The organism is Haloarcula sp. JP-L23 (genome assembly GCF_011602445.1).
In the GTDB taxonomy this organism is placed as follows: Archaea; Halobacteriota; Halobacteria; order Halobacteriales; family Haloarculaceae; genus Haloarcula; species Haloarcula pellucida.
On sequence record NZ_CP050014.1, the window covers coordinates 2,898,386 to 2,923,374 of the forward strand.

Here is a 24,989-nt window from a genome sequence, read left to right on the forward strand (position 1 = left end):
TCACTGCGAGCGGCGCGTGTATGAAGCGTTTGGCGGATTCGAACCCCGGAGCGAGCGAGCGGTAGCGAGCGAAGTTCAGTCGGTGAGAATCCGCCCCAACCCATCCTCTGCGTTCACGAAACGACGAGTGTAGCGGCCATACGCTACCCGAGTACGTCGAAGTAGGATACTAGTAGTACAGTTACGTTTCGGTGGCCTCGTTGAAACCCTCAATCAGCGACAGTTCTGAGAAGCCGTGCTGAATACACAGCGCAAAGTCACCAACAATTCCGCCGATATCGAAGGGACGTGGCGAAACCCTGCGACTGTAGCCGTGAAGTGAAGCCGACACGTGGGGGTTACATCACACGGCGGTGCCAAGCCGGCTCCCAACGTGGCGAAAATCCCCAGCCGAGGACAAGGGGAGCTTACAGATCACCGCGGAGGTGGATTTTTTCGTCTGCTTTGGTCGCTATCGCGTCCTCGTGGACGTCGTATTCGTCGGCGTCGCTGTCGGCCCATCCGAGGTCTGCCTTGGCCGCCTCGATGAGGGACGGATCCGGTTCGACGGAGGCTGTCAGCGAATGGTGCGGTATCCGACACCGGCGACGACGGCGACAGCGTAGCTCCCGAGCAAGAAGGGAGCCCAGAACACCCAGAGGTCAAAGCTCGGGAACAGGTAGCTCCCGACGGAACTTCCGAGCATCATCACGAGGTAGCCCGGATACGCCAACGGCGTCAGTAGTCGGCCGTCCAGACTGCCGACGACGAGTGGAACAGTTAGGAGTGTGAACACGACCGCGACGACGCGGCCAGCAAACACCGTCCGGAAGTGCTGGAGGTCGAGTCCGTCCGCAGTTGAGTCGCTCATCTGTTCTTATCACCTCCCGTGGTTTCGACCCGCCCGTCACGCCGTGGGATGCCGTGTCTCGCCAACAACGTCTCTGCAATGAGCGACGTCCACTGTGCCGCAGTCGACGGATCAAGAATGAACCTCGTCGACTCGACGATGTAGCCCGGGAGGTCGAGGTCACCTGCAACCTTGTGGCCGAGGAGTGGAGAAGACCCGTCGAGGGAGTTCCCGCGCTCGTAGCGATGGTACGGCATATACCACGGGACGACGGTGTCGTTCGCGGTATCGATAGCCGTCTGCGCGTAAGCCGGTGCTGGGTCGACTACCGTCGGGAAGACCGCCTGCCCGACGGACGATTCGTGGGTTCGATACACGCCTTGCGAGGAGTGTAAATCGAGGACGACATCGGGATCGGCTTGCTCGACCAGTTGCCAGATGGCCCGTGCGAGTTTCGTCTCTGCCTCTCGACCTGTGGGGAACTTCCGATTCAGGTCACCGTTGTCGTTGTGTCGCGTCCCTCGCTCGATGGCCGGTCGGTTCGCCTTCGGGAGGATGACTAGTTCTCCGGCGTCGAACTCCCACGAGGCGACGTCGCTCGCCGCCCGATACCCGCTCGGTTCGTCACCGTGCATCCCGCCGACGACGACGGCGGTGGGGCCGTCGTTCGGCGCATCGATGGTGACCACCTCTGATGCGTACTCCGTCCCCGCCAGAAGCGTCTCCGTCGTGCGCGCCCCTCCACCTGCCTGCGTCGTTGCCGTCGCTGATGTCGTCCCAACGGTCCCGATAAGCGCTGACCCACCGAGGGCCGCCGCCGAGTGGGCGAGGAACGTCCGTCGTCTCATTGTCGGCCCTAGATTCTACGAATGGAAACTTATCGGGGGGCTAAGTACGTTCGTTGTGTCTCGTTGCCCTGAGAAGTGGTGGAGCTCTACCAAACCCTCGCTGCTGGCGGTTGTGAGGGGTTTACGCCGCGCTCTTTCGACCACGTCCGGAGGTAGTCTATACCACTTGGGCGGTGCCAGTCGGCGCAGATTTCGGGTTTGAAGCAACCATCGGCCCAGAACTCACGGTACCGACCCGTTTAACCGGTATCTGTCTCGACTGATTCGCAAGGCACAGATCGACGGCACCGTCGCCCGGTACTGAGGGGACGCTACTCGCGCCGTGCTACGCCGTCTCGACGAACCGCGCGTCCGCAGAGGTGTGACCGCGGTTGAACGACAACACCTGCGCACGAACGACGTCGCCCTCCGAGAGCGACGAGGGCACGTCCTCGGTGAAGAGAACGAACCCCTCCACCTTCCCGACGGCGACGCGGTCGCCGGAGTGGTGGTCTGTGAACTCCGTGATGCCGAACTCGTACGTCTCGCCGATGTCGACGGGTGGGTCACGCTCCTGTGCGTCCTCGTGGGCACGTCTGGACTGAGCCACGTCTGACGACCCGTTGCGTCGAAGCGCTACCAGACCCAGCGCGAGGACGAGCACGCCGCCGGCCGCGAACCAGATGAGTTCCATGTGCGGTGTCTCAGGTTCCGCGTTCTAATAGGTTACAGAGTCGGTACGGCGTCGCGTCGACCGGGCGAACCGCCCGAGTTCAGAGCCCGAGTTTGTCGCGGAGGCCGCCAGTCGACGACGAGTCACGTTCCGAGGGGTCCCACTCTGTGGGCAGTTCCGCGGCCAGTTCGGCCACTTCCTCCTCGCCGAACCGTGGGTCCGCTGTGGCGTCGTCGAGCCAGTCAGCCCATCCCTCGGCCGAGAGCAAGCCTCGGGAGTCGGACTCCCACTGGTCGACGAGCGCTTCTCGGTCACGGAACGGGATGTCCATGCCGCTGTCGCCCCAGTACAGCGGCGACAGTTCGAAGGCGTGCGTCTCGCTATCGAGCCAGACGAGTCGGTAGGGGTAATCGTTGTACAGGAAGACGTCGTCGGGCGACACCTCGTCGCCGTTTGGGAGTTCGAGCGTCTCGCTCATGGACGACAGTACGTGTGGGCGACGTTTCAGGGTTGTGCGGACCACGCTCGGCCCGAGAGAGGAATGTCGAGTCGACCGGTCGGTCGCTGGATCAGTACTCGTGGAGGGGTCGCTGGCGAATCTTGCTCCGCAGGTCGCCGATAGCAGGGTCGCCGTCGCCGACGAACTGCTGGCACACCGCGTGAACCTCCTCGCGAGTTATCTTCACGTTGCCTTGCTCGATGACGTCGGCCGGGCGAGTGCGGAGTTCGCGGATGGTGCCGACGGCGAGCAGGAAGGGGATGGCCCACGCCGACAGCGAGTTGCCCCGCGTCTCGGGCATGGCGTCGAGCCACGTCTGGGCCCCGTCGAGGTAGCTCTCGGCCCGGGCGGTTACCTGCTCGATGACCGGGACCAGCGAGTCGACGTTGCTCGGGTCGCCCACGTCGCCGTGGTCGAGGCCCTCCTCGCGGAGCAGTTCCAGCGGGAGGTAGACGTTGTTCTCCTCCTCCATGTCGGTCGCGGCGTCTTTCGCGACGTTGACCAACTGGAGCAAGAGGGCAAAGGAGCGTGCGTTCTCCTCCATCCGCTGGACCTGCTCGTCGGTGGCTTCGTGGGAGACGAGCCCCGTCACCAGCGTCCCGACGGTGCCGGCGGCGTACCAGCAGTACTCTTCGAGTTCTTCGAGGCTCTTGATGCGCAGACCGCCCTCGTCGGCGTAGCGGTCGACGAACATCGCCATCCCGTCGACGAGTTCGCGGACCGGGCCGCGAATCGCTTCGAGCGAGTGACTGTCGAGCGAACGGAAGACACCGACCGCACGACCGGCGTTGTCGACGACCTCCCAGTCGTCGGTCATCGTGGCAGGGAGCCACTCCGACGCCGCCTCGTCGAACGCGCGAACCGAGGCGTCGGCAGAGGGGTCAAGCGTCCGACTGTACAGTCGGAGGAGGTCCGCCTGTACCCCCGGGGGGATGTGTCCGGCGTCCTCGATAGTGTCGGCGACGCGGCAGAGGAGATAGCCGACACAGATGTCGCGTGCCATCGGCTCGTCGAGTTCCGCAATTGTCAAACTAAACGTCCGCGAGACCCGGTGGACGGCGTCGTAGCACCACTCAATATCTTCTTCTGACGACCGGCCAGTGTGGTTCTGAGACATTCCCGTCACCCGGCGTAGGGCGTACTGTGATAAAAATGGGGCGGCTGTGTTGCGGCCGAGAGACGGTCCGGTGGTCACCGGCGTGGCGGCAAACGCCACGCCTAAGCCGAGCAAGTACGTACGATAGCCCATGACCGTCCTCCGTGCGGTGGTGAGGGGTCGATGAACCGCGACGACACGATAGCGCTCGCCGTGACCATCGCCGCCGTGGTAATCGTCCCCGGCCTCGCGAACGGGTTCCTGAGTCAGATGGGGTATCCGTGGGTCGGAAGCGCCGTCTGGGCGCTGGGCTACGGCCTCGGGGTCGTGTACATCTGGTACGAGTGGGTCCGGCCGCTCGACATCAGCGCCCCTGAGGGCGTGGGCCTGCACGAGGACGAGGACGCCGTCGAAGACCCATAATAATCTAGCCCAGATTCTTTAATAATCTCGGCCAACTGTACCCCACTCTGTAGCAGTTGGGTTAATAGGACACCGTCGTCTACCCTCGCATATGAGCAGCGAGGACACGCGCACGCTCCGCCTCCGTGTCCCGGAGATGGACTGTTCGTCCTGTGCGGCGACGGTCGATTCGGCGATGACCGACCTACCGGGGGTCGAATCCGTGGACACGCGGCCGGGGAGCGGTATCACGGTAGTGACGTACGACCCCGGCGCCGTCGAGCGGGAGACGCTCGTCTCGGCCGTCGAACGGGCGGGCTACGCCGTCGAGGGCGCGAGCGACGACGCGACCGACGTGCCCAGAAGCGAGGCTCGCGCCTCGGTCTGGCGGTCGGCCCGCGCGAAGAAGACGGCCGTCGGCGGCGTGTTGCTCGCCGTCGGCCTCGTCGCCGAGTTCGGTCTGGCCCCGATACCGGTCGCCACCGTCGGTCCGGTCGGACCGTTCGGCCTCGTCGAGTTCGTCCTCGCGGACCTCCTCTTTCTGGGAGCGGTCGCCGCGGCCGGACAGGAGATCCTGCGCGGGGGAGTGGTCGCCGCCCGGCAGCGCAACCTCGGCATCGACTTCCTGATGTCGGCGGCCATCGTCGGCGCCATCACCGCCTCGCTGGTCGGCGACGAGACGCTGTACGTCGAGGCGGCGACGCTCGCAGTGCTTTTCAGCATCGCCGAGTTGCTGGAGGGGTACGCGATGGACCGGGCGCGAAACTCTCTGCGGGAACTGGTGGACCTCGCACCCGACGAGGCGACAGTCAAGCGGGACGGCGAGGAAGTGACGGTCCCCGTCGACGAGGTGACCGTCGGCGACCGCGTCGTCGTCCGGCCTGGCGAGAAGATACCGACCGACGGCGACGTTCTGGAAGGGGCGTCCGCCGTCGACGAATCGCCCGTCACCGGCGAGTCCGTCCCCGTCGACAAGCAACCGGGGGACGCCGTCTACGCCGGGACGATGAACGAGGGCGGCTACCTCGAACTGCAAGTGACCGCGCCGCCGGGCGAGGACACCCTCTCGCAGGTCATCCGCCTCGTGGAGGACGCCGAGGCGAAGAAAACCGAGCGCGAGCAGTTCGTCGAGCGGTTCTCGAACTACTACACGCCGCTGATGGTGACACTCGCCGTCGCCGTCACGGTCGGCCCGCCGCTCTTGCTGGGCGCACCGTGGCTGGAGTGGTTCGTCACCGGTATCACCCTGCTGGTGCTCGCCTGCCCCTGTGCGTTCGTCATCTCGACGCCTGTCACCGTCGTCGCGGGCATCACCAGCGCCGCCCGCCACGGCGTCCTCGTGAAGGGCGGGACCTACCTCGAAGCGATGGGCGGCGTCGACGCGATAGCCCTCGACAAGACGGGGACGCTCACGAAGGGCGAACTCTCCGTCACCGACGTCGTCCCCGTCGGTGACCGGACCGAGACGGACGTCCTGCGCTGTGCGCGGGGCCTCGAAGCCCGGTCGGAACACCCCATCGGCGAGGCCATCGTCGCTCACGCCGAGGAGGCGGCCGTCGAAGTCACCGAACCGACGAGCTTCGAGAGCCTGACCGGCGAGGGCGTGCAGGCGACGCTCGACGGGACGCGCCACTACGCCGGCAAACCCGGCCTGTTCGACGACCTCGGCTTCGAACTCGACCACGCCCACGTGGTCAACCCCTCCGGCGAGTTGGCCGGCGAGGTCCGGGAGATGTGTGACCGACAGGGCTGTCTCAACCTCGTCGAGGACACCATCCCCCGACTGCAGGACGAGGGCAAGACCGTCGTGCTGGTGGGGACGGAGGACTCGCTGGAGGGTATCGTCGCCGTCGCCGACGAACTGCGCCCGGGCGCCGCCGAGACGGTCGCGCGTCTCCGTGACCTCGGTATCGAACCGGTGATGCTCACCGGCGACAACGAGCGCACGGCCCGCGCTATCGCCGAACAGGTCGGTATCACCGACTACCGGGCAGGACTCATGCCTGACGAGAAAGTGGCCGCCGTCGAGGAACTGCTAGACGAGTACGACAGCGTGGCGATGGTCGGCGACGGTGTCAACGACGCGCCGGCGCTGGCGACGGCGACGGTGGGTATCGCGATGGGCGCGGCCGGCAGCGACGCGGCCATCGAGACGGCCGACATCGCCCTGCTGGGCGACGACATCGGGCGACTGCCCTATCTCGCCACCCTCTCGAAGAAGGCCACCGGCGTCATCCGGCAGAACGTCTGGTCCAGTCTGGGCCTGAAACTCCTGCTGGCGGTCGGTGCGGTCACCGGATACGTCGGCGTCGCGCTGGCAGTGTTGCTGGGCGACGCGGGGATGACCGTCGGAGTCACCGGCAACGCGATGCGTCTCTCGCGAGTCGAGGCCGAGGAGTTCGGCGAGGCCCGTGAGTAGGCACACGGAGAACCAATCAGAAACGCGTATACAACAGCAGTTGTAGTCATCCAGAAACCCTTATCCCGGTCGTGGACGCACACGGATGCATGGACGACCACTCGCTCGGCGACGGGGCACCCGGTTTCAGAGCCCGCGCCGGCTGGACACGTGAACAAGCGGCACGCATCGAACGGACCGACGAGACGGTGGGACCCATCGTCTATCCGCCCGAGAGCGACCAGATACCCCATCTCCACATCTGGGATACGTGGTTCCTCCGGAACCGGGACGGCACCCTCGCCGAGGTCGACGGCTACCGCGTCTGTTTCTCGCTGACCGCGCCCTCGGACCTCCTGCCGGGTAAGCGCCACGACGTGGCGAGCGTCCGCTGTTTCTACTCTGCTGACGGCCGCAACTGGCACGACGGCGGCCCCGTCTTCGAGGACGCACTGGGCCAGCGCCAGTGGGCCGGCTCCGCGCTGTACGACGACGACGGGTCGGTCTACCTGTTCTACACCGCCGCTGGTGAGGAAGGGGCCGAGGACCTGACGTACTCCCAGCGCATCGTCGGGGCCGGCGGTGGCACCGTCGACACGAGCGAGGGGTTCTCCCTTCGCGGACCGTGGACCCACCACGAACTGCTCCGCCCGGACGGCGACCGGTACGAGCGCGAAGACCAATCGCGCGCGATGATCTACACGTTCCGCGACCCGTGGTTCTTCGAGGACCCCCAGACGGGCGAGACGTGGCTCCTCTTCGAGGCCAACTCCCCCGTGCCCGAAGGGAGCGACGTCTGTGACGGCGACGCCGCCCAGCAGGGGTACAACGGCAGCGTCGGCATCGCACGCTCGCCGACGGGCGACCCGCTCTCGTGGGAACTCGAAGACCCGCTGCTGGACGCCGTGGGCGTCAATCAGGAACTCGAACGCCCTCACATCGTCTACAAGGACGACCTGTACTACCTCTTCGTCTCCAGTCACCTCCATACGTTCGCGCCGGGACTCGAGGGGTACGACGCGCTCTATGGCTTCGTCGCCGAGGAACTGCGCGGGGACTACGTCCCGCTGAACGAGTCGGGCCTCGTCGTCACTAACCCCGAGAACGCACCGTTCCAGTCGTACTCGTGGATGGCGTTCCCCCACGACGACGAGGTGCTCGTCCAGAGCTTCTTCAACTACTTCGACTTCGCGGGCGAGACGCTCGACGAGATAGCACACCTCCCGGAGTCCGAACAGATGCGCCGGTTCGGCGGGACGCTCGGGCCGACGCTCCGACTCGACGTGCAGGGAACGGAGACGCGTATCACCGGGAAACTCGGTCACTGGCACGTCCCGATGGCCGGTGAGGAACTACCGCCGACCGAGCGAGAACTGATTCGTCGGGCGCGGACCGACGAGGACGGCAGCGGCGGCTACGTCTCCGAGGACTGACTCAGGGACGGCTCGACAGTTTTTCGCGGACACTCGGCTCGCGTTCCGCGTCCCACGCGCTCTGCATCTCCCAGACGTCGAGCGACGCCACGGTCGCACGCCCGCCGTCGGCCGCCAGCGAGATGCCCGTGGCGTCCTCGCTGGTCGGGTAGACGCGACTGGTCAGGCAGTGGCGCTCGTTGGCGAACACCTCGACGACGCTGCCGTCGACGAACACGCGCAGCGAGAGCGGCGAGTCGTACGGCGTGACTCGCATCCGCTGGGTGGCGATGGTCGCCTCCGGGTCGTGGCTCGATTCCGAGCGGTCGACGTACATCTCGCTGTCGCGCGTGTAGCGAATCGGCGTTCGCTCGGCCCGGTCCGGTGTCTCCAGCACGGAGAGTTCGACGGCCTCGGCGTCCTCCAGTCGGACAGTCGCGCGCAGTTCGAACGCCCGGCTCTCGACGTCTACGCGCTGTCGGTCTCCGCTCGACAGGCGGAGTTCGTCGTGGTGGGTGTTCGCCCCGCGGAGGGCCGTCAGTTCCGGCGCGGGCCGCTGACAGAGGCCGCCGTCGTCGGCCAGCGTCAGTTCGCGTGGGAGCGACATCGTCCCGGACCAGCCTGCGTCCCACTGGGCGCTTACGTCACGCGCCTCGGGAATCCAGCCCCACGTGAGGATGCGGCCGTCGTCCGTCCACATCGACTGGGGCGCATAGAAGTCGCCGTGGTCGAGTTTGTCCCGGCGCTCGGCGGTGAACTCGCCGTCGTCGTAGGTACCGAGGAAGTACACAACGTCCTCGTAGTTCGAGACGTGCAGGAGGTGTCGGTCCCCGAAGTCCAGCAGTTCGGGACACTCCCAGACGGTGCCGGCGGTGTCGCGGTCGCCGCTGAGGATGGGACCGCGGTACTCCCAGTCCCGGAGGTTCTCGGAGACGTACAGCAGGGCCGCGCCGCCGCCGCCCTCCATGCCGGCGCCGATGAGCTGGTGCCAGACGCCGTCCTCGCGCCAGACGCAGTGGTCGCGGAACTCGCCTTCCCAGTCCTCGGTCCGCAGGACCTCGGGTTCGGCGGGCGTCTCCTCGATGACGGGGTTCGCGGGGTCCTTGACCCACGACGAGAGCGCCTCGTCGGCCGCCGTCGCGATACACGGCAACTGTTTCTTGTCCCGGCCGCCGGTGTAGAGGATGGTCGCGGTGCCGTCGTCGTCCACCGCACATCCGGACCAACAGCCGTCGCGGTCCGGACCGTCCGGCGACGGCGAGAGCGCCACCGGTCGGTCCTCCCAGTGTATCAGGTCGTCGCTGACCGCGTGGCCCCAGTGAATCGTGTTGTGGAACGGCCCGGTCGGGTTGTACTGATAGAACAGGTGATAGCGCCCGTTCCAGTGGATGAGTCCGTTCGGGTCGTTGAGCCAGTTGGCCGGCGGGGTGACGTGGAACGTCGGCCGGAGCGGGTCGTCGGCCAGCCCCTCGCGCATCGCGGTAAGCGTCTCGACGTCTTTCGGGCGACCGGTGAACCGAACACCGTCGCCGTCGGCGAGGTACCCCAGCGCGTTCGACACCAGCGTCTCGCGGTTACGGTGACAGATGTCGTGGGTCGGTTGGCGAAAGGAGACGGCCGAGCCGATGCCGAGGACGTGGCCTTCGCCGGGTTCCCAGACGACAGTGGCCATTCCTTTCACCACGTCGGTGTCGCCCCGCACCGTGCTAGCGAGAACGTCACCCGCCATCGGCGCGACGTGTTCATAGCGCGCGTAGGGCACCGTTATCCCGGGGCCGCGGGTGTGGACTCTGAGCGTGTCGAACCCCTCTGCGACCGGGTGGTCGGCATAGAGGGCCTTCCAGAGCGGACCCGTGGGTTCCGGAATCTCCTCCCAGCCCACCGCGTCGGGACCGACCGCGTCGAAGCCGAGCGGTTCGACGGCGGCCATCGCGCCGAGGGTCAGCAGGAGCGACCCACCGGACCGGACGTAGGCGGCGAGTGCCTCCCCTTGGGGGCCCGCAACGGCCGCCCCGTCGAAGGGGTCGTCACGGTGCCACCAGAGCACGTCGTAGTCGGTCGGGTCGACAGTTGCGAGAGAACACCGCTCGACGTCGTCGAACGCCTCCTCGCACCATTCGTACGCTGCCGTTTGTTCGTCGGAACAGGAATCGACGAACAGGCAGCCGACGCGTCGCGACTCTACCATTGGAGGTACTCACCCTCTCAAATATAAAAACATTCGGCAATCGTTCGTGTCTGTTACTGACTGAATGTGAGTGGGTCGGCGGAAGCACCGTCCTACCGGAGAAAAACAGCGAAGACGGTGCCGTCGCGTCAGTCGATACGCGCGTTCCGAGCCTCGGCCTTCCAGTCGATGAGCGTGTCGTGACAGTTCGGGCAGACGAACTCTGTCAGTTTCGTCGTCTCGTCGTTGTACGTCATCCGTGTACCGCAGTTCGAACAGTACATTATAGTTGATGATGGTTTTTGGGCAGTATTAAGCGTTGCTTCCCCCTTGGAAACTCTATTTAATTTAACGGCCTTACATCGGTAAAGCGGGCTGGGGTGGGACTATACGCCGGCATGCGGCCCTGCGCAGTCCGAATTCCGGGACTTCGACGGGACAGCGGGCGGTCGACTCGTCCGTCTGGTCTCTGGTCTGGCCACCCGCTCGCGCGGATTCGGGGAGTGCCCGCCAGTCACTCTTCGATGACGCGCCGTGTCGACTCGGGTAAGGCGACGTCCTGCGCGTCGACGATGGCCGAGAGCGAGTCGCCATCGAGGACTCGAACCTCCCGGTCGCCCGCGAGCGAGGAGCGTTCCTGTTCTAAGGGGACCGCCGCCGCGAGCAACACCGCGTCGGCGTCGTCCGAGGACGCGAGGTCGGCACAGCGGTCGAGTGTGGCCGCGCCGACCGAGTCCGCCTCGGGGTCCTCGACGACGACACCCATCACGTCGCCGTCGTCCCGCCGGACCAGAAGGTCAAACGGCGACTCGCCGGCCCCGCGCTGGGTCGACCACACCGTCTCGTCGAGTGCGTCGGCGACCACCGCCGTCAGTTCCTGCTGGTCGAGCGAGCGAAGGCGCTCGGTCGTCGACTCGGGCGCACCCTGTCCGGTGAGCGACGGCCCGAACTCCGACTCCGCGGCCTCGATAGCCGCCTCGATGGCCGTGGGACCGTCGTCGTCGGGAACCGGATCACCGATGGTCGCCGTCACCGAATCGGCCGGTTCCTCGCCACCCTCGATGTGGTCCGTGACCTCGTCGCCGGCCAGTATCGCCTCGATTCGCTCGATACGCTGTGTGACCGCGTCCCGTTCGGTTTCGAGGTGGTCGACCGCGTCCGGGTAGCAGTCTCGGGCGGTCGCCAGCGCCGTCTCGAAAGCCTCTGCAGCGGCCTCGAACTCCGCGAGGGCCGCATCGTACTGCTCGGCGTCGCTGTACCAGTCGCCGGCCCGCATCGCGTCGACGGCGATCGCTCGCTGGGCCCCGGTCAGTTGCTCCGCGACGGTCCCGAGTCGCTCGCGCACCTTCTCGGGGTCACCCGCGAAGCGCCGGTCACCGCTGCCCCAGTCCAGTTCCAGCACGCGCCGGTAGTGAGCCATCGCCTCTGTCCAGCGGTCGGCCGCGACCGCCGGGTCGTCCGCGTCGACGGCCGCGTTGTCGGCCCTGACGGCGTGGCGGAGCGGGGACTGTTCGAGGTGGCCGACGATGCGGTCGAGGCGCTCCCGTTCCTCGCGTATCCCGTCGACGTCGTCGAGACGGGTCTGGTCGAGTGCCAGCGCCGCTTCGTACTCCTCACGGGCCCGCTCGTAGGCCTCGTAGGCGGCCTCGTAGTCGTCTTCGCGCCAGAGGGATTCGCCCTCGTCCGTGGCCTGTCTGGCGCGGCCGACCCGAATCTCTGCGACAGTGTTCACACAGCGCGATTCGACGGGGTCCAGTCGCTTCCGGAGGGCATCGCCGGGCCGGGCCGTCGAGAACCGGAGCGCCGTCGCCCGCGCAGTTTCGAGGTGGTCCTCGGCACTCTCAGCGGTCGACAGCGCCTCGTCGTACTCGCCGTCGTCTCTGTGGTCCGTGGCAGTGACGAGCGTCTGTGTGACCCTGTTGCATTCGTTCTCGACGCGTATCCACGCCTGTGACGCGGCGGCGAGGTAGTCGGCAACCTCGGCCAGTCCGTCGGTCCCGGTGTGGACGTGCCACGTCGACCCGCCCTCGCGGCGGAAGGTGAGCCGACCGCGCCGGATACTCGTGGTGTGTTCGACCTGTTCGATTTCGACCAGCGGCACCACGAACTGCGTGTCGCCGTCCGCGTCGCCCACCAAGACGACGACGCGGCGGTCGGTCAGCACGGCGACCGTCCGATACCCGCTTCCGGGCGTGACGTGGTCGGTCGAATCCGACGACTCGATAGTGACGCCGTTCTTGCTGTTTGTGAGGACGAACTGTGGTGTCTCGTCGTCGTCGAGTGCCGCCGCTGCCGGTTGGTCGCGGAGATAGCCCGTGGACAGGAACCCACCCTGTCCGGTCCGAGTGAGTACGTCTGGCAGCGTACCCCCACGATTATCTACCTTGATAACCTGACCCATCAATACGGCCTACAGCGTCGGTGACTATGATACTCACTCATCTAATCCGATAATACTACGTGGAATTTTTCGGCTCCGTCGGTGATCTGACAGTTCGGTCGCGAGAGTCGGGACCGTCTCACAATTTCGTGTCGCCGCTCGTCGCCGAGACGGCAGACAGGCGTCTGACTGAGGTTTACAACTCAGGGTTCCATAGCCAGTTCCATGCCACGGGTACGGCTGAATACCACGGACCACAGCGGGGGACAGAACCGTGTCGAGGGGCGACTCGACGTCCGAATCGACACCGACGTGTTCGATATCCTCTCGGGGAAGCGCCCACGGCGCGACCGAGCGATGCGACCGGTCATCGAGCGGTGGCTCGACTGCTGGAGCGGCTGATTAGCTGTTCTCGACGAGTCGTGCGGCGATACGCTGTGCGCCGACGGTCGGTGCGACGTCCGGTTCGTCCGCGGCCGTCGCCTCGATTTCTCGGTTCAGTTCCTCGCTGAGTCGCCGCTCGAACTCCTCGACGATGCCGGGGATGCAGGCCATCCCGCCCGTGAGGACGACGGGGCGGTCCAGTGCCAACTGGTACACCTTCATGTAGTCGTTTGCTAGCTCCGGCAGGAACGTGTTGGCGAGTTCGTCGACGGCGTCGTCCAGATACTCGTCGACGGCGTCCATCACCGAGCGCTCGATGGTGAACTCGTGGGTGCCGCCACCGGGTTGCTGGATGATGTCCGTAAACGGCTCGAACTCCACGAAGTCGGCGTGGGCCTCCTTGTACTCGCGGGCGGTCTGGGTGTCGATGTTGACCCGTCCCTGCGTCTCTTCTTCGACGTAGTTCGCTATCATCCGGTCGACTTCGTTGCCGGTGACCGCGCCCGTCGTGAAGGGAGCGAGTTGCTCGCCCCGGCGGTACGCGGAGGCTTCGAGGTTGGTCGACCCCATGTTGACCGAGATGAATATCTCGTCGATGGCCTCTAGATCGTCGCCGAAGGCGGGAATCGAGCCACACAGCGACTCGGGATAACTCTCGACCATACTCAGACCGATAGAGGACCCCTCGATGACGTCTTTGAGGTTGTCCAGTCCAGCGGGGTTGTCGATGGTCGGGATGGCGTAAACGACGCCGCTGTCGGCCGGGATGTCGTTCTCCTCGATGAGCGCCTCGAAGAACGTCTTGGTCATCGCCGCGCGGTCTTCGTCCTCCGGGAGGCCCGACCGGAGCATGTACTGCACTCGGTCAGGGTACTCGCGGGCCGCCTCCTCGCCGTAGAGGATCTTCTCCTCGCCGGTCAGCGCGTCTTCGTAGGTGGCCATGCAGGTCAGGGTCTTGATGATGCGGTTCTCGGTCCCGTGTTCGTCGGGGAGGGCGATGACCGTCCGCGTGCTACCCAGTTTCACACCGATCGGCACCGAACGGCCGCTCCCACCGCCTGCCTCCGCGTCGTCGTCACTCATGTACGATGGCGTGTTGTCGCCGCCTCGGTATATAACCTCACGTCAAGAATCAGCGCTGATAGCGACCCGGCTCTACGTCATCGCGGTGAGTTTCGCGATGTACACCAGACTCAGCATGTGGTCGTCGACGCTGAGGTCGTTGCCGTCGTTGGTGGCGGACTCATCGATACCCAGCAGGTAATCGGAGAGGTCCGACTCGACCGCCTCGGTTATCCAGTCGATGGACTCGTAGTAGGCCAGTGCCTCGTCTGCGCCCTGATACCCCGAGTGCATCAACAGGAACTCGAGCCACTCGAAGACGACGAACTCGGCGGCGTACGTCTCCGGGAGCGAGGCGAGATACGGTTTCTCCTGACTGTCACCCGCGAGGAACGGGAGCAGTTCGCGGTACAGCCCCGACCGGAAGGAACTGCCGGCCAGTACCTCTTCGTCGGCGTCTTCGAGTCCCATTTCGAGATTTGATGGGTCGGGCACCTCCTCGTCCTCACCCAGCCCGCCGTTACGATCACCGCGCTTGCGGGCCATCTTGCGCAACTCGTCTAGGTCGTAGTCGCGCGGGTTGATAGTCATGACACAACTGTTTCACCTACGTCAAGTTAAATCTTGCACCCGTCGGACGGCCGTCAGACACTCGCTCACGGCTCTTTCCAGTCGATTCCGTCGCTGATACCCGAATTACGCGGTTGATAATCGGGGGCGTATTTTTATAGGGACCCACGACCGAGGTGGAGCCACTTCGACGATGAGCCGGCACGCAACGACCGACCCTGCCCGTATCTGCGTGACCAACGCGAAGGGCGGGACCGGCAAGACGACGGTAGCCATCAACGTAGCCGGTGCGTTGAACGACCGGGGTCGGGACGTCCTCTTCGTAGACCTCGATCCGCAAGGCAACGCCACGGAAGGACTGGGGCTGACCGACGCCTACGACGCCCAGCCACCGACACTGTTCGACGCGCTGACGAGGGACCCCTCGCTGCTGGGCGACCTCGTAGTCGAACACGAGGAGATGGACGTGATTCCCTCCAGCATCGACATGCTTCAGGCGGAACACGAACTGACCATCGCCGACCTCATCGCCCGGGTCCGAACGCAGGGTCACGGCGTCGACCCGGCGGCGCTGGCCGGGTTCGCCCTCAACGTCACGCCGGAGACGGTGACCGGCGACCACGCGCTGGACACGCTGGACCGTGCGCTCTCGACGGTGTCGGGGTACGACTACGTCATCATCGACTCGCCGCCGTTCTACGGCAAGCTGACCGACACCGGGGTGTTCGCCGCGGGACACATCCTCATCCCGGCGCTGGCCGAAGCCACTTCCGAGCGAGCCATCGAACTCCTGATGGATCAGATGGCCGCCATGGAGCGCCAGACCGGGACCACCGTCGGGACGCTGGGTGTCGTCGCGAACCGTATCGAGACGACGTCCGAGGACGAGATGATGCTGGAGTGGTTCGACGCCGCGTTTCCGGACAGTCCCGTGTGGGAGGTCCGCAAGCGCGTCGCGCTCCAGCGGGCCTACACCGAGGGGAAATCCATCTTCGCGACCGACGAGCGCTGTGACATGGCCGAGGTCTTCAGCGACATCGCCGCGACGTTCGACGAACAGTTCGGCTACACAGAGGTGACAGCATGAGTGACGACGACCGCATGGACCGAGCAGAACGCATCAGCAAGATGCGCGCGGGGAACAGGGACGACGACGAATCGGCAGCGCCGACGGACGAACAGGCCGAGGCCGCGAGCGACGGGCCGACCGACGCCGAGTCGGACGGCGAGTCGGCGTCCGAGGAACCGACGACGGAGACGGCCGAGGACACGGCGGCCGAACCTGCCGACGAACCGGCCGACGGAACCGGCACCGAGGCGGCGGTGACCGACGAGTCGGACGCCGAGGTCGACCCGGCCGAAGTCGCCCAGCGAGCGGCGGCCGCCGCCGCAGAGATTACAGGTGGCAACGCCGACGCGGCGCCCGCGACACAGACCGGCGACGTCTCCGCGACGGCGTCGCCGATGCAGGGGCCGACCGGCGTCGAACTCCCGGACCAGCAACTCCTAGAGGAGGCGATGGCGACCGGCGACGTCGGCCGAACCGAGGGCGGGGCCCGCGCCGCCGCACTGGAAGAGGAATCGACACAGACGGAGGAACTCGTCCGGGTCCTCGAGTTCGCACTCGGCGAAGAGTACTACTGTCTCGACATCGAGTACGTCGAGGAGATCGTCAAACGGGACGCGGTGACCAGAGTCCCGAACACCCCCGACTACGTCGAGGGCGTCGTCGACCTGCGCGGGCAGATTACGACCATCCTCGAACCGAAAGAGATGATGGACATCGGCGCGGACGGCAGTCAGGACCTCATCGTCGTCTTCGACCCCGAGATGTTCGAAGAACAGGGTGCCGTCGGATGGGTCGTCGACAACGTTCGACAGGTCGTCCCCGTCGCCGAATCCGAGGTCAACGCCCCACCGGTCGACGCCGAGTACGTCCGCGGCGTCGTCGACCGGGAAGACCACGACCAGTTCGTCATCTGGGTCGAACCGGACGACGCGCTCGAAGCGGCGACCGGCGAGGACTGAGCGGCCTACTTCTCCGAGACGTCCACGACGTCCGGCACGTCCACGTCGACGTCGGCCTCGTCGACGGCCACGTTCAGTTCCTCCCGGACGAGGTCCGTCGCGTTCCGGATGGCACCCACGCTACCGAGATAGCCCGCACCGACCGTCGTCTTCAGCGCGAGCGCCGCCCGGCCCGTGAGAACGGTCGGCCCGACCTTCGCGACGGCGTCGTTCCCCACGGAGACGAGCCATCCCGGCACGTCGAAGGAATACTGCGTCAGACGCGGTTCGAACCTGCCGTCGCCGTCGCGGCGGTGGTCGACGAGTGCCGCGACGTTGTCGGCCGCGACGCGGGCCTCACGGATGGCGGCCGAGGCGCTCGCCGGCACTGCCTCGCCGTCGCTGTCGACGACGCGGGCGGCGTCTCCGACGGCGAACGTCGACTCGCCCAGTCGGAGGTCGGCCCTGACGACCGGGCGCTCGTCGTGTAACGCCTCCGGCCCCTGAATCCCGCCCGTCCAGACGAACTGGTTGTAGGCGAGGTCCGCGCCGGATTCGAGCGCGATGGCGTCGGCGTCGGCGCCCGAGACGCCGGTGCCCGTCCTGACGGTGACGCCGGCGTCGACCAGCGAGTCGTGGACCGCTCGCTGGAACGACTCGGGGAACGTCGGCGCGACGTGGGCCTCCTGTTCTACGAGGACGACCTCCACGTCGACGGCTTCCTCGTCGGCCAGTGCCGCGAGTTCGCCGGCGACCTGCACGCCGGAGAGGCCCGCCCCGCCGACGACGACCCGGGCACCGTCGCCGAGTTCGAGAAAGTCCGTGCGAATTGTCTCGGCGTGGTCGAGACGTTTCAGCGGCGTCGCGTGCTCCCGGACCCCGTCGAGGTCGTAGTAGGCCGTCTCGGCACCCAGACACACCGCGCCGACGTCGTAGTCCAGCGTCTCCTCCCCGTCGGCCGTCCGGAGCGTCGCGCGCCCGTTGTCGGCGTCGAGGCCCGTGACTTCGGCCCGCCGAACCTCACAGTCGAGCACGTCGGTCAGGGGGACGGTGATGTCGTCGGCGAGCGACGGCCGTCGGACGACTCGATGGAGTTCGTGCTGGACGAGGTGGTCACGTTGCTCGTCGACGACGACGAGGTCCACGGCCTCGGGGAGTGTCCGTTCGAGCGACCGTGCGAGTGTCAGGCCGGCGTATCCGGCACCGAGAACGGCGACGCGCATGGCCACTGGTTGGGTCCGGAGCGGGATAATCCTGTTCCAGCCCGTCGGTCAGAAGTCGGGTCAGAACAGCGCGGCGTCCTCGTCGAGGACGCGGGCGGGGCCGCCGACCTCCCAGACGCGGGTGTCGACGCCGCAGTCGGCGACCGTCTCCTCGACGCGGTCGACGTACTGCTCGGTGGTGTTGATGTAGACGCTGGCACCGGTGTCGACCGAGAAGTACACCGGCACGTCGTGTTCGGAGCGGAGTTCCCGCACGGCGTTGAAAATCTCGATAGTGCGCGGTTGCCAGTACACCCACCCTGCGGGCCCGGTCATCGTCGTCGCCGCGAGCGAGAGGGAGTCGTGCTCGGCGAGTTCGAACGCCCGGTCGAAGTCGGCGTCGTACAGGGCATCACGCATGTCGGAGATCTGGCCGTGCATGTGGGCCATCCGGGCCTCGAACATGTGGCTGTCGGCGGCCTCGGCGTGGGCGGCCTCCGTCTCCTTGTAGGAGGGGACCATCCCGGCGACGATGCGCAGGTCGTCTTCGAGGTCGGTCTCGATGCGTTCGCTCCGGCAGTCCTCGTCGTTCATCCCGGTCCGCAGGTGGGAGAACGCGCCGGTGACGGCGCGGGCCGCCGACGAGGAGCCACGGCGGGCGACCGTCGAAATCTCCGGGCGAGTCATGTCCAGTCCGGCCGCCTCGACGAGTGCCATCGCCGCGGCGGCAAAGCCCGAGGACGAGGACCCGAAGCCGATGTTGGTCGGGAAGTTGTTCGTCGACTCGAAGCGGACGCCGTGGTCGATGCCCGCCAACTCGCGGACGTGGTCGACGACGGCGTCGATGCGCTCGGCCCCGCGACCCTCGACTGCCTCGCCGTCGATGACGTAGGTGTCTTCCTCGCGGGCCGGGTCGAACTCGGCGGTCGTCTTCGAGTGACTCGGCGCCGTACAGACCGAGATGCTGTCGTGGTAGGGGAGCCGAAGCTCCTCGTCGCGCATCCCGTGATACTTGACCAAGCCCTGAATCGGGTGGGCCTTCGCGGTCGCTTTCATACCTCACCCTTCCGGGCCGGTCACTTTGCTATTGCGAACCCGCGCGGTCGTCACTGCTCTTCGACGTCGGCGTCCGGCGCGTTCGACTTCACGCTCTCGATTCCCTGCTTCGCTTTCGCCTTGCTGGCGTAGCCCTCGCCGCTGTCTGCGATGATGTTGCCGTTCGAGTGGCGAAGCCGCCACCGCCACTGGTCTGCACTGTCGGTGTACAGTTCGAAGGTCGCTGCCATGACTACCCTGTGACACGTAACCGAGACACAAGAAAATGTGGGCCAACTGGACCCGGTCCAGTCAGTACTCGGGGCTCTCCTCGCGGACGCCCTCGCGCTTGTTGACCAGTCGCGCGAGGGTGAACAGCGCGTCAGAGAGGCGGTTGAGGTAGACGATGGCCGTCTCGTTGACGCCGGCCTCCTCGGCGGCCAGTGAGACGGACCGTCGCTCCGCCCGGCGACAGACCGCTCGCGCGTGGTGGAGTTTCGCGCCGGGTTCGGACCCCGACGGGAGGATGAACGACTCCAGCGGGTCCAGTTCCTCGTTGGCCTCGTCGATAATGGCCTCTATCTCCTCGACGTGTTCCTCGGTTATTTGCGGGTCGTCCTCGTCGGGTTGGGGATTCGCGAAGTCGGCCTGCACGATGTGGAGGTGGTTCTGCACCGCCCGGAGGTGGTCGTCTAAGTCGTCGTAGCCCGTCGGTCGGACGACGCCGACGAGAGCGTTCACCTCGTCGACGGTGCCGTAGGCCTCGATGCGGCGGGAGTCCTTCGAGACGCGGTCCATCGTCCGGAGGTCCGTCTGCCCCTGGTCGCCGCGGCCGGTGTAGATGGTCATACAGGAGGTGGGTCTGCCACGCTCTTATAGCCGTGGGCGAACCGTTTGGGGCGCGGCGAACCGACCGGACGACCGTGGCGTCAGAGTCGTCGTCGGACTTCCGAGATGACCGAGGGCGGAAGGTCCAACTCGGCGAGGAGTTCGCGGCGCTGGGCGTCGTCGCCGTGGCCGGCGACGAAACCGTTGAGGCGGGCGGCGACCGTCGACTCGACGAACGCCGGCCCGTAGACGTCTTCGAGTTCGTCGGCGACGACCGGCGTCGACCGGAGTTCGTACTTCTGGTGGTAGTCTTCCGCCCGGTGGAACCGCTCTAGCGTCTCGACGGGCGTCTGAACCGTTTTGCCGGTTCGCTCCTCGAGGGCCGTCTTCGAGGCCGCTGCCGCCTCCCGTTGGGCGTCGTCGTGTGCGAGGACGACGCCGCGGTACTGGCGCTTGTGCGGCGTGGAGAACGGACTGTGGTTCGACCAGAACACGCCCAGTAGGTCCTCGTAAGAGCGCTCCGCAGGGTCGTACTCGACCTGTATCACTTCGGAGTGGTCGCCGAGCGCGTAGTAACTCGGGTCCGGGTCGCTCCCGCCCGCGTAGCCGACGCGCGTACGGACCACGCCCGGCATCGCGCCAAACCGGGCGTCAGGTCCCCAGAAACAGCCCATGCCGAACGTCGCCGTCGCCGTCTCCTCGGGCGGGAGCGCCTCGGCGTCTACGTCCAGTGCCGTCGGTCGCGTCGACTCTCGGTCCCATCGTCCCATACGGACGACAGGGGCGCGAACGGTTTGCGTGTTCGGGACCGGCGAGACGACCGCGAACCGGCGGAAACCGGGACCTTCAATTGGGCCCACGAAGAACCGGGGTGTATGAGCCTCGAATTGGAGCACTACTGCCCGGAGTGCGAAGAGTACCGGAACTTCTGGAAGGTCGCAAGTACCACGATGCACCTCGGGACGAAAGTCAAGTGGCACTGCCCCGAGTGTGAGTACGGGTTCGTCCGTATCGACGGCGAAGTCGACACCGGACAGACGGCATAGACGCCTCAATAGCCGTATAGAGAGTTCTTAGCAGCCGTTTTATCGGTGGTCAGTGGAACGTCACGTAGACGCAATGAGCCTCGACCCGGACTGGGTGACCGCCGAGACTCGGAGCGGTCCCGGCGACCCCGACGTCGAACTGTCCCTGACGGTCGTGCAGTACTCCGACGGCCCCGACCGGTGTACGATTTATCCGCCCGGTTTGTCCGGCGTGCCGCGGATGTCGACGTGGCTCACCGCCGACCGGTCGGCGTTCGTCGCGCTAGACGAGATGCGGTGACCGGGAGTTTTACCACCTCGGGCCGAAAGCATTATATGATGAGTGTGGAGGTCCTACTGGTTGACGAAGACCATGACGTACTCGAAATCGTAGCGACGTTCCTCGGTCAAGAAGACGATCTCTCCGTGACGAGCCAGTCTGACCCGGAAGCGGCGCTGGAGATGGCGTTGACTGGCGACTACGACGCCGTCGTCAGCGACTTCAAGATGCCGAAACTCGACGGCGTAGAGCTCTGTACGGCGATTCGAGAACACGACGAGTCGCTCCCGTTTTTCCTGTTCAGTGCCCGGGAACCCGAGGACGTCCAGCCAGCGGCTACGGACGCCGGCGTGACCGCGTTCGTCCAGAAAGGGACCGGGACCGAACAGTACAGCGTCCTCGCCGACCGCATCCGGGACGCGGTCTAGACGTCCGTCCGTGGGAGAGTGAGCGTGACCGACGCACCGCCTGCGTCCGATTCTTCGAACGTCACCGTCCCGCCGTAGGACTCCGTCACCCAGATGACGAGCCACAGGCCGAGGCCGCTGCCGTGACTCAACTGCGTGATGGGTTCGTCACCAGTCAGGACGTCCAGTTCGTACTCTGGGATTCCCGTCCCGTCGTCGGCTACCGTCACCGAGACGCGTTCGTCGGCCACGCTGACGTCGACGGTGATGGACGGGTCCGGGCCGGCGTAGTCGAGGCTGTTTTCCAGTAACTCGGCGACGACGCGCGTGAACCGCCCGTCGGCGGCCGCCGCGTCGACCGGCGGGATGGCAGTCTCGATAGCGCCGTCGGCCTCGTCGTAGGTGTCGACCAGCGAAGCCACGGCGTCGGGGACGTCGACCGGTTTCGTCCCGGCGTCGTCCCGGCGGACGGCACGCTCGATGTCGCGGGCCCGGTCGCTGACCGAGGCCACGTCGGCGGCCTTCTGCTGGAGTCGCTCGACCAGCGAGAGCCGGTCGGTATCGTCCAGTCGCTCGGCCAGCTCGTCGGCAAGCCCCATCACCACGGTGAGGTCGTTCCGGAGGTTGTGGCGCAACACGCGGTTGAGAACCTCCAGTCGACGCTCGCGTTCTTTCTGGTCGGTGATGTCCGTGTAGATGTTAAAGCCCCACATCCGGCCGTCGTCGCGCCGGTAGGGGACGCCCCGATAGAGGAAGTCACGGAACCCCTGGTCGGTCCGGCGTCGAATCTCGGCCTGTACGGACTCCCCGGTCGCGTTGACAGCGGCGAGACGGTCGGCCTCTGTCCGGGCCGCCTCGTCCGGCGGGACGATGAGGTCCGTCAGTTCCCGGTCGAGGACCGTCGCGTGGTCGAACCCGAACACCTCGGTGAACGCGGGGTTGACCGAGCGCACCGCCTGCCGGTCGTCGACGAACTCCGTCTCGACGACCGCGTCCGGGAGGTTGTTGAAGAGATACGAGAAGCGGTCGCGCTCGTCGCGAAGCTCTTCGCGGGCCTGTTTGAGTTCGGTCAGGTCCCGGACCACGCCGACGGTCCCGCGGAACACGTCGTCGTCGATGAGCGACACCTCGATTTCGGCGGGACGTTCGACGCCCGCAGCGGTGACCAGCGACGTCTCCAGTTGCACCGACGCGTCGTCGGTCTGCGCTCGGAGGTCACGGATGCGCTGCTCGAAGGCAGCGACAGAGCGGTCGTCGAGCACCGACCGCGGGTGTTCGCCGAGCATCTCCTCGCGCTCGAAGCCGAGCCATTCGGCGAGCGGTTCGGTGACGAGCTGGAAGGTGCCGTCCTCGTCTAAGACGTACACCATGTCACGGACGTTCTCGACGGCCGTCTCGTAGCGCAGGAGGTCCTCCTCGCGCTCGACGCGGTCCAGCGCGGCGGCGGCGTTCGAGGCGAGAATCTCGGCCACGGAGACGTCGGCGTCGTCGAACTCGGGCGTCTCCACGGCGGCGACGCTCAGCACGCCGTGGTCGCCGAGGGGGACGTACATCGCGGCGTTGGCGTCGCGGTTGTCGTACCGCTCGACGTCGTCGAAGTCGTCGACACGGATGGTCTCGCCGCGCTGGAACGCCTCGCCGGGGAACGCCTCGTCAGCGTCGTACAGCGGCCGGTCAGGCAGTGAACTGGACCCGGCCACCGGCCGCAGGACGTCCGTCTCCGGGTCGTGGAGTCTGACGAGGTTGAGGTCGAACTCGAGTTGGGCCTCCGCGGCCGCCACGACCGTCTCGGCCACCTCGGACGCGGTGTGGGCTTGCATCAGCGACCGCGTGGTTTCGAGGAGTCCAGAGAGTTTCTCGTCGCGTTCCTTCTGGTCGGTGACGTCGTGGAAGTACACCGAGAGGCCGTTCTCGGAGGGGTAGGCGTTGACCCGGAACCACTTCTCTACGGGTGGGTAGTACTCCTCGAACGAGACCGGTTCTTGCGTCTTCATCGCCTCGCGGTAGGCCTCGTGGAACGTCGCCCCGACGGCCTCGGGGAACATCTCCCAGAGGGTTTCGCCCATCACCGTCTCGGCGTCTCTCCCGAGGACTTCCTCGGCGCGGTGGTTCCAGTAGGTGAGTTCCCCAGTGTCGTCGACGGCGAAGAAGGCCGCACCGATGCGGTCGAGTATCTGCTGGATGCGCTGGCGTGCCTCGCGGAGTTCCCGTTCGCGCGCTTTTCGCTCGGTGACGTCCCGGACGACGCCTGCACTGCCGACGAACTCCCCGTCGTCGCCGTACAGCAGCGTCATGTGGTCCTCGGCGGGGAACGCCGTGCCGTCGGCCCGCTGGATTTCGAGGTCGAAGGTGGCCTCGTCGTCGCGGTCACCGAACAGCATCTCCCGGATGACCGACTCCGCGCGCGTGACGCTCGCATCGTCTTTGACGGCCCCGGTGTACGCACCCAACAGGCTGTCCTCGTCGTACCCCGTGAGGGCCGTCATCGCGCTGTTGACGAACTCGAAGTGACCCTCGTCGTCGAGGGCGTAGACGCCGTCGTCCACGGCCTCGATGATGTCCTCGTAGCGTTCGAGTTCGTCCTCCCGCAGACGCCGTTCGAGTTCCCGACTGACCCACTCGACGAGGAGTTCGGCGAACGTCCGCTGGCCCTCGCTGAACGGTTCCGACCGCGGTTCCTCGTCGGCGAAACACAGCGTGCCGTACAGTTCGCCGTCGACGTGAATCCCACCGCCGAAGTAACAGGCGAACCCGGTCGTCTGGTAGGCGGGTTCGTCGGCCCACCCCTCTGCCGGCGCGTCGAGGACGTCGAGGGCCTCCCCCGTTTCGACGATACGTTTGCAGTACGTGTTCGCGAGGTCCGTGGTCGCGCCCTGCTGGATGACCTCGTCGTCGCCGACGACCTGTACCACCTCGTAGTCCTGTCCCTCGATGCGGCTCATGTACCCCAGCGACAGGTTCAACCGCTCGGCGCCGAGTTCGAGCACCGCGTCGATGGTCTCCGCGTTCGTGAGGTCGTCCCGGGTCGCCAACCGTGTCAGGTCCCGCAGGGCCTCGTTGTTCGTCCGGAGTTCGCGTTCCTGCGCTTTTTGCCCGGTGACGTCCGTCGCTCTCTCGGGGCCATCCCCTCCCGTTCGCACCGCCCGGACCCGCTCTGCGGGGTCCGTCTCGCTCCGGGGGACGTACTCGGTGGCGCCGCGGCGCGTCGCCTCGGCGGCCACGCTGCCGTCGGGGCCGGGGGTACACAGCAACACCGGAACGTCGGGGTGCCGGTCGCTGAGTGCGTCGAGAACGGCGAGGCCGTCGAGGCCAGCGCTGGGGACGTGGTCGCAGACGACGACGTCGGGGTCGATGGCGGCCGCAGTGTCGAGGGCTGCATCGCGAGACGTGACCGACGTCACCTCGACGGCGGGGCCCGCCGGGAGTGAGAGCGAGGTGACACCGTCGGCCACGGTGGCGGGACGGACGTGCAAGACGACGGACTGCTCGGACATGCTGGTGGTACG

Annotated in this window: 23 protein-coding genes and 1 pseudogene; 9 read left to right on the forward strand and 15 right to left on the reverse strand. The window is 66.4% G+C overall.

Annotated features, from left to right (window positions below; translation table 11 throughout):
- Positions 1 to 556: 556 nt before the first annotated feature.
- From G9465_RS15115 to G9465_RS15135, 5 genes are all read right to left on the reverse strand, one after another.
- Entirely contained in the window at positions 557 to 850 is a 294-nt protein-coding gene (locus tag G9465_RS15115) for a hypothetical protein (protein ID WP_166971421.1), read from the reverse strand.
- Positions 847 to 1,677, reverse strand: coding sequence for a succinylglutamate desuccinylase/aspartoacylase family protein (locus tag G9465_RS15120; protein WP_166971423.1), 831 nt, complete (start codon positions 1,675 to 1,677; stop codon positions 847 to 849). Before G9465_RS15120 ends, G9465_RS15115 begins: the two co-directional genes overlap by 4 nt.
- Before the next feature lie 325 nt (positions 1,678 to 2,002).
- Positions 2,003 to 2,350 (reverse strand): TRAM domain-containing protein, encoded by a 348-nt coding sequence (locus G9465_RS15125; RefSeq protein WP_166971425.1) that lies wholly within the window; start codon positions 2,348 to 2,350, stop codon positions 2,003 to 2,005.
- 79 nt (positions 2,351 to 2,429) lie between these two features.
- Positions 2,430 to 2,807: a hypothetical protein gene (locus G9465_RS15130; protein WP_166971427.1), complete on the reverse strand. Its 378-nt coding sequence runs from the start codon at positions 2,805 to 2,807 to the stop codon at positions 2,430 to 2,432.
- 91 nt (positions 2,808 to 2,898) lie between these two features.
- Positions 2,899 to 3,945 (reverse strand): phytoene/squalene synthase family protein, encoded by a 1,047-nt coding sequence (locus tag G9465_RS15135; RefSeq protein ID WP_166971429.1) that lies wholly within the window; start codon positions 3,943 to 3,945, stop codon positions 2,899 to 2,901.
- 162 nt (positions 3,946 to 4,107) lie between these two features.
- Between G9465_RS15135 and G9465_RS15140 the strand changes: the two genes are divergently transcribed.
- From G9465_RS15140 to G9465_RS15150, 3 genes are all read left to right on the forward strand, one after another.
- Positions 4,108 to 4,347, forward strand: coding sequence for a hypothetical protein (locus tag G9465_RS15140; RefSeq protein WP_166971431.1), 240 nt, complete (start codon positions 4,108 to 4,110; stop codon positions 4,345 to 4,347).
- Positions 4,348 to 4,438: 91 nt separating this feature from the next.
- On the forward strand, positions 4,439 to 6,745 hold the full coding sequence (locus G9465_RS15145) for a cation-translocating P-type ATPase (RefSeq protein WP_166971433.1): 2,307 nt from the start codon (positions 4,439 to 4,441) through the stop codon (positions 6,743 to 6,745).
- A gap of 89 nt (positions 6,746 to 6,834) precedes the next feature.
- On the forward strand, positions 6,835 to 8,157 hold the full coding sequence (locus tag G9465_RS15150; protein ID WP_166971435.1) for a glycoside hydrolase family 68 protein: 1,323 nt from the start codon (positions 6,835 to 6,837) through the stop codon (positions 8,155 to 8,157).
- A 1-nt stretch (position 8,158) separates the two neighbouring features.
- Here G9465_RS15150 and G9465_RS15155 read toward each other — a convergent pair whose 3' ends face one another.
- Both G9465_RS15155 and G9465_RS15160 read right to left on the reverse strand, forming a co-directional pair.
- Positions 8,159 to 10,324, reverse strand: coding sequence for a GH32 C-terminal domain-containing protein (locus G9465_RS15155; protein ID WP_166971437.1), 2,166 nt, complete (start codon positions 10,322 to 10,324; stop codon positions 8,159 to 8,161).
- 493 nt (positions 10,325 to 10,817) lie between these two features.
- Positions 10,818 to 12,704 carry a hypothetical protein gene (locus G9465_RS15160; protein ID WP_166971439.1) on the reverse strand — a complete coding sequence of 629 codons (1,887 nt, stop codon included), beginning with the start codon at positions 12,702 to 12,704 and terminating at the stop codon, positions 10,818 to 10,820.
- Between the two features lie 204 nt (positions 12,705 to 12,908).
- On the opposite strand from G9465_RS15160, the gene G9465_RS15165 reads away from it, so the two are divergent.
- Positions 12,909 to 13,085 carry a hypothetical protein gene (locus tag G9465_RS15165; RefSeq protein WP_166971441.1) on the forward strand — a complete coding sequence of 59 codons (177 nt, stop codon included), beginning with the start codon at positions 12,909 to 12,911 and terminating at the stop codon, positions 13,083 to 13,085.
- On the opposite strand, the gene G9465_RS15170 is transcribed toward G9465_RS15165, so the two are convergent.
- A complete protein-coding gene (locus G9465_RS15170; protein WP_166971443.1) occupies positions 13,086 to 14,150 on the reverse strand; it encodes a rod shape-determining protein in 1,065 nt (354 codons plus the stop codon).
- Between the two features lie 72 nt (positions 14,151 to 14,222).
- Complete coding sequence (locus G9465_RS15175; protein ID WP_166971445.1) at positions 14,223 to 14,720, reverse strand: FlaD/FlaE family flagellar protein; 498 nt, start codon at positions 14,718 to 14,720, stop codon at positions 14,223 to 14,225.
- Between the two features lie 172 nt (positions 14,721 to 14,892).
- Here G9465_RS15175 and G9465_RS15180 point away from each other — a divergent pair, with 172 nt between their 5' ends.
- Both G9465_RS15180 and G9465_RS15185 read left to right on the forward strand, forming a co-directional pair.
- On the forward strand, positions 14,893 to 15,786 hold the full coding sequence (locus G9465_RS15180) for a ParA family protein (protein ID WP_166971447.1): 894 nt from the start codon (positions 14,893 to 14,895) through the stop codon (positions 15,784 to 15,786).
- Positions 15,783 to 16,727 (forward strand): chemotaxis protein CheW, encoded by a 945-nt coding sequence (locus tag G9465_RS15185; protein ID WP_166971449.1) that lies wholly within the window; start codon positions 15,783 to 15,785, stop codon positions 16,725 to 16,727. Before G9465_RS15180 ends, G9465_RS15185 begins: the two co-directional genes overlap by 4 nt.
- 5 nt (positions 16,728 to 16,732) lie before the next feature.
- Here the strand turns inward: G9465_RS15185 and G9465_RS15190 are convergent, their stop codons facing one another.
- The 5 genes and pseudogenes from G9465_RS15190 to msrA form a co-directional block, all read right to left on the reverse strand.
- Positions 16,733 to 17,929 carry an NAD(P)/FAD-dependent oxidoreductase gene (locus G9465_RS15190; protein WP_166971451.1) on the reverse strand — a complete coding sequence of 399 codons (1,197 nt, stop codon included), beginning with the start codon at positions 17,927 to 17,929 and terminating at the stop codon, positions 16,733 to 16,735.
- 60 nt (positions 17,930 to 17,989) lie between these two features.
- Positions 17,990 to 18,964, reverse strand: a complete 975-nt coding sequence (mvaD, locus tag G9465_RS15195) for a phosphomevalonate decarboxylase MvaD (RefSeq protein WP_166971453.1) — start codon at positions 18,962 to 18,964, stop codon at positions 17,990 to 17,992.
- A gap of 50 nt (positions 18,965 to 19,014) precedes the next feature.
- Positions 19,015 to 19,188 (reverse strand): annotated as a pseudogene (locus G9465_RS15200) (HVO_2922 family protein); the annotation flags it as partial.
- 67 nt (positions 19,189 to 19,255) lie between these two features.
- Positions 19,256 to 19,792 (reverse strand): cob(I)yrinic acid a,c-diamide adenosyltransferase, encoded by a 537-nt coding sequence (locus tag G9465_RS15205; RefSeq protein WP_166971457.1) that lies wholly within the window; start codon positions 19,790 to 19,792, stop codon positions 19,256 to 19,258.
- An 80-nt stretch (positions 19,793 to 19,872) separates the two neighbouring features.
- Positions 19,873 to 20,541 (reverse strand): peptide-methionine (S)-S-oxide reductase MsrA, encoded by a 669-nt coding sequence (gene msrA, locus G9465_RS15210; RefSeq protein WP_166971459.1) that lies wholly within the window; start codon positions 20,539 to 20,541, stop codon positions 19,873 to 19,875.
- Between the two features lie 105 nt (positions 20,542 to 20,646).
- On the opposite strand from msrA, the gene G9465_RS15215 reads away from it, so the two are divergent.
- The 3 genes from G9465_RS15215 (at position 20,647) to G9465_RS15225 (ending at position 21,504) form a co-directional block, all read left to right on the forward strand.
- The gene (locus G9465_RS15215) at positions 20,647 to 20,817 is read left to right on the forward strand and encodes a hypothetical protein (RefSeq protein WP_166971461.1); all 171 of its coding nucleotides are present in this window, start codon (positions 20,647 to 20,649) and stop codon (positions 20,815 to 20,817) included.
- Between the two features lie 73 nt (positions 20,818 to 20,890).
- Positions 20,891 to 21,097 carry a hypothetical protein gene (locus G9465_RS15220; protein WP_166971463.1) on the forward strand — a complete coding sequence of 69 codons (207 nt, stop codon included), beginning with the start codon at positions 20,891 to 20,893 and terminating at the stop codon, positions 21,095 to 21,097.
- Positions 21,098 to 21,135: 38 nt separating this feature from the next.
- Positions 21,136 to 21,504, forward strand: coding sequence for a response regulator (locus G9465_RS15225; RefSeq protein ID WP_166971465.1), 369 nt, complete (start codon positions 21,136 to 21,138; stop codon positions 21,502 to 21,504).
- Here the strand turns inward: G9465_RS15225 and G9465_RS15230 are convergent.
- Positions 21,501 to 24,977 carry a PAS domain S-box protein gene (locus tag G9465_RS15230; RefSeq protein ID WP_166971467.1) on the reverse strand — a complete coding sequence of 1,159 codons (3,477 nt, stop codon included), beginning with the start codon at positions 24,975 to 24,977 and terminating at the stop codon, positions 21,501 to 21,503. The genes G9465_RS15225 and G9465_RS15230 overlap by 4 nt on opposite strands.
- Positions 24,978 to 24,989: the final 12 nt, after the last annotated feature.

Coding starts and splice junctions, on each gene's coding strand:
- G9465_RS15115 (WP_166971421.1), bottom strand. CDS start 850: ATGAGCGACTCAACTGCGGACGGACTCGACCTCCAGCACTTCCGGACG.
- G9465_RS15120 (WP_166971423.1), bottom strand. CDS start 1,677: ATGAGACGACGGACGTTCCTCGCCCACTCGGCGGCGGCCCTCGGTGGG.
- G9465_RS15125 (WP_166971425.1), bottom strand. CDS start 2,350: ATGGAACTCATCTGGTTCGCGGCCGGCGGCGTGCTCGTCCTCGCGCTG.
- G9465_RS15130 (WP_166971427.1), bottom strand. CDS start 2,807: ATGAGCGAGACGCTCGAACTCCCAAACGGCGACGAGGTGTCGCCCGAC.
- G9465_RS15135 (WP_166971429.1), bottom strand. CDS start 3,945: ATGTCTCAGAACCACACTGGCCGGTCGTCAGAAGAAGATATTGAGTGG.
- G9465_RS15140 (WP_166971431.1), top strand. CDS start 4,108: ATGAACCGCGACGACACGATAGCGCTCGCCGTGACCATCGCCGCCGTG.
- G9465_RS15145 (WP_166971433.1), top strand. CDS start 4,439: ATGAGCAGCGAGGACACGCGCACGCTCCGCCTCCGTGTCCCGGAGATG.
- G9465_RS15150 (WP_166971435.1), top strand. CDS start 6,835: ATGGACGACCACTCGCTCGGCGACGGGGCACCCGGTTTCAGAGCCCGC.
- G9465_RS15155 (WP_166971437.1), bottom strand. CDS start 10,324: ATGGTAGAGTCGCGACGCGTCGGCTGCCTGTTCGTCGATTCCTGTTCC.
- G9465_RS15160 (WP_166971439.1), bottom strand. CDS start 12,704: ATGGGTCAGGTTATCAAGGTAGATAATCGTGGGGGTACGCTGCCAGAC.
- G9465_RS15165 (WP_166971441.1), top strand. CDS start 12,909: ATGCCACGGGTACGGCTGAATACCACGGACCACAGCGGGGGACAGAAC.
- G9465_RS15170 (WP_166971443.1), bottom strand. CDS start 14,150: ATGAGTGACGACGACGCGGAGGCAGGCGGTGGGAGCGGCCGTTCGGTG.
- G9465_RS15175 (WP_166971445.1), bottom strand. CDS start 14,720: ATGACTATCAACCCGCGCGACTACGACCTAGACGAGTTGCGCAAGATG.
- G9465_RS15180 (WP_166971447.1), top strand. CDS start 14,893: ATGAGCCGGCACGCAACGACCGACCCTGCCCGTATCTGCGTGACCAAC.
- G9465_RS15185 (WP_166971449.1), top strand. CDS start 15,783: ATGAGTGACGACGACCGCATGGACCGAGCAGAACGCATCAGCAAGATG.
- G9465_RS15190 (WP_166971451.1), bottom strand. CDS start 17,929: ATGCGCGTCGCCGTTCTCGGTGCCGGATACGCCGGCCTGACACTCGCA.
- mvaD (WP_166971453.1), bottom strand. CDS start 18,964: ATGAAAGCGACCGCGAAGGCCCACCCGATTCAGGGCTTGGTCAAGTAT.
- G9465_RS15205 (WP_166971457.1), bottom strand. CDS start 19,792: ATGACCATCTACACCGGCCGCGGCGACCAGGGGCAGACGGACCTCCGG.
- msrA (WP_166971459.1), bottom strand. CDS start 20,541: ATGGGACGATGGGACCGAGAGTCGACGCGACCGACGGCACTGGACGTA.
- G9465_RS15215 (WP_166971461.1), top strand. CDS start 20,647: ATGAGCCTCGAATTGGAGCACTACTGCCCGGAGTGCGAAGAGTACCGG.
- G9465_RS15220 (WP_166971463.1), top strand. CDS start 20,891: ATGAGCCTCGACCCGGACTGGGTGACCGCCGAGACTCGGAGCGGTCCC.
- G9465_RS15225 (WP_166971465.1), top strand. CDS start 21,136: ATGAGTGTGGAGGTCCTACTGGTTGACGAAGACCATGACGTACTCGAA.
- G9465_RS15230 (WP_166971467.1), bottom strand. CDS start 24,977: ATGTCCGAGCAGTCCGTCGTCTTGCACGTCCGTCCCGCCACCGTGGCC.